Source organism: Niabella sp. CPT15-335-S11, assembly GCF_058792415.1.
In genome coordinates, this window is sequence record NZ_JBYTEI010000007.1 from 108986 (window position 1) to 120234 (window position 11249).

At 47.1% G+C, this 11249-nt stretch carries 9 protein-coding genes and 1 tRNA gene; 5 read left to right on the plus strand and 5 right to left on the minus strand.

The annotated features are described in order from the left end of the window. Positions 1 to 65: 65 nt before the first annotated feature. A complete protein-coding gene (gene dacB, locus AC3WS5_RS15135) occupies positions 66 to 1439 on the minus strand; it encodes a D-alanyl-D-alanine carboxypeptidase/D-alanyl-D-alanine endopeptidase (protein WP_492468245.1) in 1374 nt (457 codons plus the stop codon). 123 nt (positions 1440 to 1562) lie between these two features. Here dacB and AC3WS5_RS15140 point away from each other — a divergent pair, with 123 nt between their 5' ends. Then, positions 1563 to 2849, plus strand: a complete 1287-nt coding sequence (locus tag AC3WS5_RS15140; protein ID WP_492468246.1) for a CinA family nicotinamide mononucleotide deamidase-related protein — start codon at positions 1563 to 1565, stop codon at positions 2847 to 2849. Between the two features lie 156 nt (positions 2850 to 3005). Beyond that, complete coding sequence (locus AC3WS5_RS15145; RefSeq protein ID WP_492468247.1) at positions 3006 to 4334, plus strand: dihydrolipoamide acetyltransferase family protein; 1329 nt, start codon at positions 3006 to 3008, stop codon at positions 4332 to 4334. Positions 4335 to 4350: 16 nt separating this feature from the next. Here the strand turns inward: AC3WS5_RS15145 and AC3WS5_RS15150 are convergent, their stop codons facing one another. Beyond that, positions 4351 to 5262, minus strand: a complete 912-nt coding sequence (locus tag AC3WS5_RS15150; protein WP_492468248.1) for a DMT family transporter — start codon at positions 5260 to 5262, stop codon at positions 4351 to 4353. A gap of 117 nt (positions 5263 to 5379) precedes the next feature. Here AC3WS5_RS15150 and AC3WS5_RS15155 point away from each other — a divergent pair, with 117 nt between their 5' ends. After that, positions 5380 to 6831, plus strand: a complete 1452-nt coding sequence (locus tag AC3WS5_RS15155) for an arginine deiminase family protein (RefSeq protein ID WP_492468249.1) — start codon at positions 5380 to 5382, stop codon at positions 6829 to 6831. Between the two features lie 22 nt (positions 6832 to 6853). Next, on the plus strand, positions 6854 to 7771 hold the full coding sequence (gene ctlX, locus AC3WS5_RS15160; RefSeq protein ID WP_492468250.1) for a citrulline utilization hydrolase CtlX: 918 nt from the start codon (positions 6854 to 6856) through the stop codon (positions 7769 to 7771). A gap of 89 nt (positions 7772 to 7860) precedes the next feature. On the opposite strand, the gene AC3WS5_RS15165 is transcribed toward ctlX, so the two are convergent. Both AC3WS5_RS15165 and gap read right to left on the minus strand, forming a co-directional pair. Further along, positions 7861 to 9057 carry a phosphoglycerate kinase gene (locus AC3WS5_RS15165; RefSeq protein ID WP_492468251.1) on the minus strand — a complete coding sequence of 399 codons (1197 nt, stop codon included), beginning with the start codon at positions 9055 to 9057 and terminating at the stop codon, positions 7861 to 7863. A gap of 152 nt (positions 9058 to 9209) precedes the next feature. Next, a complete protein-coding gene (gene gap / locus AC3WS5_RS15170; RefSeq protein WP_492468252.1) occupies positions 9210 to 10223 on the minus strand; it encodes a type I glyceraldehyde-3-phosphate dehydrogenase in 1014 nt (337 codons plus the stop codon). 179 nt (positions 10224 to 10402) lie between these two features. On the opposite strand from gap, the gene AC3WS5_RS15175 reads away from it, so the two are divergent. Continuing rightward, a tRNA-Glu gene (locus tag AC3WS5_RS15175) sits at positions 10403 to 10474 on the plus strand. A gap of 149 nt (positions 10475 to 10623) precedes the next feature. Here the strand turns inward: AC3WS5_RS15175 and AC3WS5_RS15180 are convergent. Further along, positions 10624 to 11067 (minus strand): hypothetical protein, encoded by a 444-nt coding sequence (locus AC3WS5_RS15180; protein ID WP_492468253.1) that lies wholly within the window; start codon positions 11065 to 11067, stop codon positions 10624 to 10626. Positions 11068 to 11249: the final 182 nt, after the last annotated feature.

Sequence of the window (11249 nt, forward strand, 5' to 3'; positions counted from 1 at the left end):
CTTCACTTTCAATGACCGCCCTCATTCAAACAGACCGGTTTGAATTCACGCCGGCCATCGATCTTTCATTTAAGGTTGTCGAGCACCTTAAACATTTTCGAGACCAGGCTCCTCTCACTTCCATTGTAATTGTTGACAAGAAACGAAAACACGTATTCTTTGCCGGCAGCAGATTTGTGAAATCCGGTAAATCCTTTTACCCGGTTGATGGTGCCGCTTTTCATCTTCATGTCATTAAACAAGGGTAATGCCTCGTAAAAATCCGTAAACCAGGGCTGCTCTTTTGCATAACTCAATACAGCGACCTGCGACGCTGTTGTCACCCTGTTTTGCGGTGAGAGCCCCGACCCATCATACAAATGCAGGGATTCAGCATCCAGCCCTTTGGATTTCCAAAATTTCTGCAGGGCATCGATTCCATCCTGGGTGGTAGCTATGCCGGCTTCTTTCAGCGCTATTGTCTTCAGGAACGCTTCACCGTAGAGGTTGATGCTTTTCCTGAGGAACCAATACACCATTTTAGACAGTTCCGGGGAGGAATGTGAAAAGATCCAATCAGCATTCGAATACGGTTTTACAACAACCTGCGCGGCAACTTTTTTAAAACCTACCGTGCCTTTCAAGTGTTGGATCAGGGTCTTGACAAATTGATTTCTGGGATCGTATACGGAGCCCGATACCCTGAACTGCGTTTCACCTGCCGGAATAGTGCCCGTTAAAACGCCCGATCTGCTGCCGGCGGAAGGATAATAAAGATACGACCGGTCGCCCGAACCTTTCGGGCCCGCCGTTGCCAGGGATTGGATCCTGTAATCATAAAGCAGGGGTTGTGTTCCTACTACACTAACGGCAGAACCCGCGACTGCACCGGATTTCAGGAGCAGGTCAAACTGATTCTCCCTCCAGTTCAGCGCCATGGCGGAAGCTCCGTAATAATTGCCGATATCCTGCCAGATCCAACCATCCGGGATGGTCTCAGGCCCACGGTTACCTTCATAAATAACGACCGACTCCAATGACCTGATACCCTTGTCTTTTAGCAGGGTTTTTAGTTTGTCCAGCAAAATCCGGTCGCGGGTACTCTCCCACCGCCAGCTACCCAGGGTAGGATCGCCTGAAGCCTCGATGTACAGCGACTTCCCGGTGGGTGTCGTTACAATCCCGAACCTGGTTGTATAGGTAAAATCCTTACCCAAAGATCCGAATGCCGTTGCCGCCGTAATGATCTTCTGGGTAGATGCAGGCGCCAGGCCCATCCGGCTGTTCTGATCAAAAACAACTGCGCCCGATGCTTCCTTCACGTACAGGGATACGGAGGCAAATTTGCACTGTTCATCCCGGTTAAAATTCTCCATGGCCGCAGCCAGACGGGCATCGACCTGAGCCTGGGAAACAAAGCAGATACACAAAAGCGAAATCGTCCAATAAATTTTTTTCATTGAAATAATTAATCTTGAGTACCAATAATTATCGTAAAATAATAAAAACAAATGAATGCAGCACTGTCTAGCCGCAATTTTCCTATCCCCCAAGTCCGTAATAAATTGGATATTTGATTCCTGATGACACAGCACAACGAAATATACGCCTCCATCCTGACGATCGGGGACGAGCTCCTGATCGGGCAGACGATCGACACCAACAGCGCTTATATAGCCAGGGTATTCAATGAGCTAGGTATCTGGGTTAACCGCCGGGTCGCCGTGGGTGACGATTTCAAATCCATCTGGACCGCGCTGGATGAATGCGCGCTTCACTCGGAAATTATTATTATCACGGGGGGGCTGGGCCCGACAGCCGATGATATTACCAAACCGCTGTTGTGTAAGTATTTCGATACGCGGCTGGTATTAAATGAAGATGTGCTGAAACACGTCGCATACTTATTCAGAGACGTTTTCCGCAGGCCCGGTCCGCTCCTACAGCGAAACGTTGATCAGGCCCTGGTACCCGAAAACGCGGTGGTCCTGCACAATGCCCTGGGTACGGCGCCGGGGATGTGGTTCGAAAAACCAGGCCCGGATGGTGAAAAAAGAATATTTGTCTCGCTGCCGGGTGTACCCTTCGAAATGAAAGGTCTGATGCAACAGGAAGTCCTTCCTCGGCTCCGGGGTTCTTTTACCTTCCCGGGCATCGCCCACCGTGTGGTCGTGACTTTTGGCATGGGTGAATCCTCCGTGGCAGAACGGCTCCAGGACTTTGAAAAAGAACTCCCGATACATATCCGGCTGGCTTATCTCCCAAATTTTGGCATGGTCAAACTGCGGCTTACAGCCCGGGGACAGGACCTGAAATCGATAAACGCTGAGCTGGATGTGTTGCACGAGAAACTGGCTTCCCTGCTGGACGATATCGTCATTTCCATGACCGATGAACCCATGGAAGAAATCGTAGGCAAGCTGCTCAGAGCCCGGAGCAAGACCCTGGCAACGGCTGAGAGTTGTACAGGCGGGCATATTGCGGGATTAATCACTCGCGTACCAGGTTCTTCAGATTATTTTAAAGGCTCGATTGTTGCTTATTCCAACGCCGTAAAAGAAAACCTGCTGGGTGTAAGAAAAGACACGTTACTTCGGCATGGCGCCGTGAGTGAAGAGACCGTTAAAGAAATGGTCACCGGCGCATTGAAACAGGTCGGCGCCGATTATGCCGTGGCTACTTCGGGGATCATGGGGCCTGATGGAGGAACAAAAGACAAACCGGTCGGGACGGTCTGGATCGCCGTGGGAAATAAGGAGAAAACCGTCGCGAAATTATTAAAACTTCGGTTTGACAGGGAGCGGAATACGGAGGTGGCAACGATTCAGGCGCTGAATTTCCTCAGGTCCTTTATTAAGGGGGATGAATAGTCCGCTCGCATATTTTTATGTTTTTAATTGCCTCATGCCAGTTGCAAATCATTACATTTGCCGGGAAGTGCTATAAGGCACAAACTGTTTGCAGCGCTGCCCGGGAGGGATAGCGGGTTAATTTTGGGAGTGATTGGTTACATTTAAAATATTGCTATGGCTTTAGTTGATCTCGTTATGCCAAAATTGGGCGAAAGCATCACGGACGCAACCATTCTGCGTTGGTTGAAAAAAGTGGGTGATCCGGTGAAAATGGATGAAACAGTTTTGGAAATTGCCACAGATAAAGTGGACAGCGAAGTACCCAGCAGCGTTGAAGGCGTCATTGAGGTTATTCTATATAAAGAAAACGATGTGGTGCCGGTAGATTCAGTGATCGCTAAGATCCGTACCGATGGCCCTGCCGAAACACATGTAACAGAAACTCATGTTACTGATACGGTGCCACCGGAGGAAGATAAAACAGCACCGATTGAAGTTGTCTCCAGTGAGCTCAAATCCCGCCAGCCCGGTAGCGAAAGCCTCGCGAAATTTTACTCGCCCCTTGTCCTGAATATTGCGGCCAGCGAAGGTATCGGCCTGAGCGAGCTTGAGAAAATCCCGGGTACAGGAAACGAAGGAAGAATTACAAAAAAAGATATTCTGAATTACGTCGCGAACAAGAAGAAGGAAACCGCTGCGTCTGCTGCTGCCCCATCTCCTGCTTCGCATCAGGCTGTTGTAAGACAGGATACATCGTTACCTGCGGGAACTTCACGTGACCTTGCAGAGGCCAGTGGCCGCGTAGAAATCATTGAGATGGACCGCATGCGCAAACTGATCGCGGAGCATATGGTCCGGAGCAAACATACCAGCCCGCATGTGACAAGTTTCTCGGAAGCCGATGTGACCAATATGGTGATGTGGAGAAACCGAATTAAGGCAGATTTTGAAAAAAGAGAAGGCACGCGGATCACTTTTACACCTTTAATCATTGAAGCGATCGTAAAATGTATTAAGAAATTCCCGCTGATCAATAGTTCACTCGATGGTGACCGGATTATTGTCAAAAAGAATATCCATATCGGGATGGCCACCGCTCTCCCATCCGGAAACCTGATTGTACCGGTCATCCGGAATGCTGATCAGCTAAACCTTACCGGGCTGACCAGGAAAGTTAACGACCTCGCCGATGCCGCGCGCAATGGAAAACTCAGTCCGGATGATACCCAGGGCGGAACTTTCACCTTCACCAACGTTGGAAGTTTTGGCAGCCTGACCGGAACACCCATCATTAACCAGCCACAGGTAGCCGTTATGGCTGTTGGGATCATCAAGAAAAGACCCGTGGTGATTGAAACCCCGCAGGGCGATAGTATTGCCATCAGACATATGATGTACCTGAGTATGAGCTATGACCATCGCATCGTAGACGGCAGCCTGGGCGCTACTTTCGTGACGGCTGTCGCCAAAGAACTGGAAAATTTCCAGGAAAGGGAATTCTGAGTATCCGCCAATGATATTAGGCAGATGGCGAGGGCGCCTCACCCGCAGCAGATACGTTCTTCCGGTGGCGTCTCCTCAATAAAAACATGTGAAGGATCAGGGTCAGACAGATCACTGTCAAACCCAGGTAGAATCCATTGTTCAGCGTTTTGTTCTCTCCAAAAATCACAAAAGCCATCAGGATACCATACAACGGCTCCAGGTTGTAGGAAAGGCTGACCGTAAACGCTGATAATTTTTTCAGCGCATTGTATGAAAACTGAAAGGCAACAACCGAGCAAAGCCAGGCTAGCACCAGCAGCCAGAAGAAATCGGGCGCGGATGGGAGCAGTTGTTTCACCGGAAAAAAGTGCAGGTAAATCGGCATCACCAGGGATAGCGCGATGACACCCCCGGTCATTTGCCAGGTCAGGACCGTCTGCATGTTCGATCGCTTCATGGCCCGTTTCAGTAAAATGGGAAACAGCGACGCAAAGAAGGAAGAAATAATACCCAGGGTGATCCCTAATTTATAATGCGCATCGAAATGAAAGATCAGGTAGATCCCGCCGATTGAAAGAATACCAAAGATCAGCTCAGTTGGATTGATACGAACCCGGTTGATCAGGGGCTCCAGGATAGCAGAAAAAAAACCAACCGCTGAAAGGCAGACCAGACCCACCGAGACATTGGCATATTTAATGGAGGCATAAAAGAAGACCCAGTGAAGCGCGGAGATAAACCCTATACCCGAAATCTTTAATATCTCATCACGCGGAATCTTTTGCAGCTTTCCGGTTAATTTCATCAGCACCCAAAGAGTAACCGAAGTAATTAACAACCGGTACCAGACCAACATTCCTTCATTCATCGTGATCAGACGACCCAGAACGCCGGTAAATCCGGCCAGCAACACAGCGATATGAAGTTGAGCGAAGGCTTTTTTCATCCGGGGCGCAAGCTAATCAAATTGGACTATTTGCAACTCAGAACCGGGTGCAAATTTTGCAGTCCGCCGCAAAAGCTTAATTTTGTAAACTAACAAATGCTTGTTAAAAAAAGTCATATGCCTGAAAATAAAAACAAGATAAACGTGTCCTCCGAAATAGGCCGGCTCAGACGATTACTGGTTCATAGTCCCGATAGCGGGCTGGGCAAAGTAGTGCCTTCCAAGGCGCAGGACTGGCTATTTGAAGACCTGGTGCACCTGGATACCATCCGCCGGCATGAATATGATTATTACATCAAGTTGCTGTTGTATTTCATGGACCCGGAGAAGATCCAGGGGAAACTGAAAGAAGTGGACCATCCCGACAGGAATTTTTTCAAACCGGGGCATAAGGATTTCTACAAATCAGATCAGGTCATTGAAATTGAGTGGTTATTAACTGAGATCCTTCAGGATAAAGAAATCAAACTCAAACTGGTTGCTTCAGTATGTGCGATCGAAAATTGTTCGTATGAGATCCAGGATGAACTGATGAACACCGATGCGGCCGATCTGGCCAGGATCTTTATCAGCGGGACTTCCAACGACAAGGAAATGCTTTTTCCTCCTGTTCCAAATTTCATATTTATCCGTGATATAGGTATCGTGATCAATGATGCGATCCTGCTGAATAAACCGGCCATGCAGGCCCGGGTACGCGAGGCCCTGCTGATGAAATATATATTTTTTAATCATCCATTATTTGAACCCTACCGCGAAAAAATTATTGAACTCAAAGAAAGCCCCCTCCATTTTTTGTCGCCCGGCAACCTCGAAGAGAAAAGGGTAACCCTTGAAGGCGGGGATGTGATGGTCGTGACGAAAGACCACGTACTTATCGGGATCAGCGAGAGGACGACAGTTGCTGCGGCTTATCAGGCGATTCATCAACTTTTTGAGCGTGATATCGTCAAAAAAGTCTCTGTGGTGAAGATCCCGCACAAGCGCGATTACATGCATATTGATACTATTTTCACACAAGTCAAAAGAAATACCTGGGTCATGCTTGGAATATTTTCCAAAAAACACGTCAAAAAAGAAGACGCCGATGAGATCCAGCGGGCACTGACCACCCCAAAAAAAGATGAGACGATCCAGGTGGCCCAGTTCCGCCGTAAAAATCCGGAGGAACCGGTCTATTTCGACAACCTGGAGGATCTGTTGGTGGACATCAGCAGGAACGATTTGAAAAGTACCGAAAAGACCAGGTTCATTTACTCGGGCAATAATGAATTCCCCTTTGATGTAAGAGAACAGTGGACCGACAGTTGCAATCTGCTGGCCATCCGGGAAGGCGTGGTGATTGGCTATGACAGAAACGACAAGACGCTGGAGGCTTTCAAAAAGGCTGGCTATAACATTGTGGCGGTAGCGGACCTACTTGAGCAGTTTGAAAATGGTTCCGTGCGCCCCGAAAAGCTGGAGAATACGTATATCGTGGTTCCGTCCGCGGAACTGTCGCGCGCCAGGGGCGGTTTTCACTGCATGAGTATGCCTTTGCTCAGGGATGAAATTTCTGCGTTAAAGTAAAATATCAGAAGTAAAATAATATATGCCAGCGCACATTACATCACAGATACTGATGGTCAGGCCTTCGAATTTTGAGTTCAACCCGGAGACTTCGGTGAATAATACCTTTCAGAAGAAAATCGGGACAGCAGATCTGCTGGGCAGCGCTCTCGGTGAATTCGATGGGATGGTGGCCGCCTTGCGCGAGCAGGGGATTCGTGTATTGGTGGTGGATGACGATCACCAGCCGCTGACACCGGATTCCATTTTCCCAAATAATTGGATATCGACGGAAATGAACGGCACGGTCATTCTTTTCCCGATGTTTGCCGTCAACCGGCGCACTGAACGGGAAAAGCAGGTCCTGGAGATTATAGAAGATCAGTTTAAAATGGAGGAAATCCTCGACTTAACCCATTTTGAAGACGAGGCGCTGTTTCTGGAAGGCACCGGGAGCATGGTCATAGACCGGCCAAACCACATGGTGTATGCCTGCCGTTCGGCAAGAACCAGCGAGATCGTGTTGAATGAATATTGTGAAACTTTTGGATATCGATATTTACTTTTTTCGGCGACCGACCGGGAAGGCCGCGCCATTTATCATACCAATGTAATGATGTGTGTTGCGGACCGGTACGTGGTTGTCTGCCTGGAGTCGCTGGTCGATGAAAAAGAAAAGGTGGTGTTGTTTAAAAAATTTATCGAGACAGGCAAAGAAGTCATTTCCATCAGCCTTGACCAAATGGAGCAGTTTGCGGGGAATATGCTGCAATTAAAAAATGTCGGTCACGATAAGTTTGTGGTTATGTCGTCCCGGGCATTTAATTCACTGACTAGTGAACAAATATCCAGGCTCGAGACTTACAATAAGATCATACATGTCCCGCTTTCAACCATTGAAACTGCGGGGGGCGGTAGTGCGCGTTGTATGATGGCAGAAATATTTTTGTCTGAGAAATAATTTACAAGCGCGATGTGTTTTTAAACAATGAACCCCGGGAGGTCCCAGGGCTCATATAAATATCAGAAAAAAATTCTTTTAAAAGATTATCAGGCGTTGATAGCCGCGATGCCGGGCAGTACTTTACCTTCAAAGAATTCGAGCATAGCACCACCGCCGGTGGATACATAGCTCACTTTGTCTTTGTAGCCAAATTTGTTGACGGCAGAAACGCTATCACCACCGCCCACCAGGGAGAAGGCTCCGTTTTGGGTGGCTTCAGCTACGGCCTCAGCAATGGCCTTGGTTCCGGCCTGAAATTTTTCCATTTCAAAAACGCCCATTGGTCCGTTCCAAAGGATGGTTTTGGATGCCTTGATCACGGCTGCAAATTGCTTGCGCGATTCTTCGGCAATATCCAGACCCATCCAGCCGTCTTTGATATCGTTGCTGGGAGCTATTTCGGTGTTGGCATTTGCGTCAAACTTATCGGCGATCACGCTATCAATAGGCAGGTGAATGTTTACATTCTTTTCCTTTGCCTTGATCAGGATTTCTTTCGCGGTATCCAGCCGGTCTTCCTCAACCAGTGAGTTACCGATCTTACCTCCCTGGGCTTTGAAGAACGTGTACGCCATACCACCGCCGATGATGATATCGGTCGCTTTTTCCATCAGGTTCTCGATGATCAGGATCTTATCTGACACTTTTGCACCACCGAGGATCGCGGTGAATGGCTTTTGTGCTTCTTTCAGTACTTTTTCCGCGCTGGCCACCTCTCCTTCCATCAGCAGTCCGAACATTCTCTTTTCGGGCGGGAAAAATTTGGCAATGATGGCGGTGGATGCGTGCGCCCTGTGAGCTGTTCCGAATGCATCGTTTACATACACATCGCCAAGTTTAGAAAGTTTTTCAGCGAAAGCTTCATCACCTTTTTCTTCTTCTTTATAGAAGCGGAGATTCTCAAGAAGCAGGACCTCACCGGGTTTCATCATGCTGGCGGTCAGGTAGGCTTGTTCGCCGATGCAGTCATTGGCAAACAGAACCGTCGTTCCGCCCAGCAGTTCGCTGAGGTGATTAACCAGGTGTCTCAGGGAAAATTTATCTTCCGGACCTGATTTCGGCCGGCCCAGGTGGCTCATCAAGATCACTTTACCGCCGTCGGCCAGTATTTTTTTGATAGTTGGCACGGCAGCCCTCATTCTCGCATCGGAGGTGATCTCCATTTTGTCATTCAGGGGGACGTTGAAGTCAACCCTCACCAGGGCTTTCTGGTCTTTAAAATTGTAGTCAGAAAACTTAGACATATAATATTTTTTAATTTAGAATCTTGGATGATGGTCGATATGGCAGCATTCCGGCAGTCCTTGCGGGGTTATCATGCAAAACGTTGCATGTTGGATTTTCCTATAAACGAAAAAGCGGAACAACCGTTCCGCCCTTCGTTTTGAATCAGGTATTACTTGCTGATCAGTCCGGCAAAGTATTTCACTGTGCGAACTAATTGCATGGTATAGCTCATTTCATTGTCGTACCAGGAAACGGTGCGAACCAGTTGTTTGTCGCCCACTGTCATCACTTTGGTCAAAGTAGAATCGAACAGGGAGCCGTAAGATGTTCCGATGATATCGCTACTTACGATTTGGTCTTCTGTATAACCAAAGCTCTCGTTGGTAGCTGCCTTCATAGCGGCATTGATTTCTTCTACGGTCGTTTGTTTTTTCAGTACAACGTTCAGTTCAGTGATAGACCCGGTGATAACAGGAACGCGTTGTGCGCTACCGTCCAGTTTACCTTTCAGGTTAGGAAGAACCAGGCCGATAGCTTTTGCAGCTCCGGTGCTGTTAGGAACGATATTGGCGGCGGCTGCGCGAGCTCTTCTCAGGTCGCCTTTGGGGTGCGGCGCATCCAAAGTGTTTTGGTCGTTGGTATACGCGTGAATGGTTGTCATGATACCCAGTTCAATACCATATTCGTCGTCCAGTACTTTAGCCATTGGCGCCAGGCAGTTTGTGGTGCATGAAGCGCAGCTGATCACTGTTTCGGAACCGTCGAGGATATCGTGGTTAACGTTGAACACAATAGTTTTCAGGTCGCCGGTAGCTGGTGCGGAGATCACTACTCTTTTTGCGCCTGCTGCGATGTGAGCTTCTGCTTTAGCTTTATCTGTAAAGAAGCCGGTGCACTCCAGTACAACGTCTACGTCGTGATTTTTCCAGGGAAGTTGTGACGGATCTTTTTGTGCGTAAATTTTGATTTCTTTACCTTCTACATTAATAGCGTCCTCGGAGTGGGTAACTTGTTTACCGAATGGGCCGTGTGCGGAATCATATTTCAACAAATGAGCCAACACTTTGGGGTTGGTAAGATCATTAATTGCGACTACTTCAATGCCTTCCAGGTTATAAATCTGGCGGAAGGCGAGCCGGCCGATTCTACCAAATCCGTTGATGGCTACTTTTACTGTACTCATAGTGTTTGTTGTATTTTAGTTATTTAAGAACTTATGGAACCCCAAAATTAGCCATAAAAATCAAAAATGCGCTGATTTCCATATGATTTTGGTCAGATATTTTTTGGGACGGGAATGATTTCCCAAAAAGTTTTGGCTGAAATGTGCCGTCCGCCTATCTTTGCACTCCCAAAAACAACGCCGCGTTGGTCAAGGGGTTAAGACGCATCCCTTTCACGGATGAATCACGGGTTCGATTCCCGTACGCGGTACATAGCCACCCGATAGGTGGCTTTTTTGTGGGGTGAAGTGAGGGTTTACACCCGTGGATGCTCCCCTGGCTTTTGGTAAAGGGGAGAGAGAGAGGGATTACAGTCGAACACCTGATACCGCTTTTGACGTTTTTTGATGGCTTAAAAAGCTAATTTTCATCATTCTCGAAAAGGTAATGAGAAATATCGTTATTAATATTCTCCTTATCACTAACAATAGCAACACTATATCTAGCCCTTGTTAGGGCAACATATAGTTTTGAGCGGCTTGTTTCCGCCAGTCTACTACTGTTGTCTCTTAACCAATCCAAAAAAGGTTTGGTTGGGTAAAGTAGAACCCTATCGAATGACAAACCTTTTGATTCGCCAAAATTCATTACACGATAGTTTTCCTTTATCCGTTTTTCTTTGCTATCATTTCTAAGTTGTACAGGCTTATACTTTTGTAAATAACTTTCAATATCTTTTTCTTTAATGAAAAATACACCATCGTGTCCTGTTACAATATTATTTCCCGATGTAGTTGCAGGGAAATTTGCAAATAACTTATTTGACAAATCACAAATAGATTGATTACATCTATAATTTGTCATTAAAGAGTTTTTGTCCGTTTCTATCTTTATGGTCTTGTCTTGGAAAAAGTAATTGACAACTTTTGTTTTTTTAAATTGCTTGTTCTTTGGGGCACTATTAGTCGAATTGTAAGCTCCCCCGATGTTCGGCCAAAGAAATTAGAGTTATCAATTGTATGAATTGTTAACTTTAAATTTTGAAA

What these genes read in the sequence shown, in the direction of transcription:
- AC3WS5_RS15150 (WP_492468248.1), bottom strand. Translation starts at nt 5,262, where the DNA reads ATGAAAAAAGCCTTCGCTCAACTTCATATCGCTGTGTTGCTGGCCGGA.
- AC3WS5_RS15165 (WP_492468251.1), bottom strand. Translation starts at nt 9,057, where the DNA reads ATGTCTAAGTTTTCTGACTACAATTTTAAAGACCAGAAAGCCCTGGTG.
- AC3WS5_RS15155 (WP_492468249.1), top strand. Translation starts at nt 5,380, where the DNA reads ATGCCTGAAAATAAAAACAAGATAAACGTGTCCTCCGAAATAGGCCGG.
- gap (WP_492468252.1), bottom strand. Translation starts at nt 10,223, where the DNA reads ATGAGTACAGTAAAAGTAGCCATCAACGGATTTGGTAGAATCGGCCGG.
- ctlX (WP_492468250.1), top strand. Translation starts at nt 6,854, where the DNA reads ATGCCAGCGCACATTACATCACAGATACTGATGGTCAGGCCTTCGAAT.
- dacB (WP_492468245.1), bottom strand. Translation starts at nt 1,439, where the DNA reads ATGAAAAAAATTTATTGGACGATTTCGCTTTTGTGTATCTGCTTTGTT.
- AC3WS5_RS15140 (WP_492468246.1), top strand. Translation starts at nt 1,563, where the DNA reads ATGACACAGCACAACGAAATATACGCCTCCATCCTGACGATCGGGGAC.
- AC3WS5_RS15145 (WP_492468247.1), top strand. Translation starts at nt 3,006, where the DNA reads ATGGCTTTAGTTGATCTCGTTATGCCAAAATTGGGCGAAAGCATCACG.
- AC3WS5_RS15180 (WP_492468253.1), bottom strand. Translation starts at nt 11,067, where the DNA reads ATGACAAATTATAGATGTAATCAATCTATTTGTGATTTGTCAAATAAG.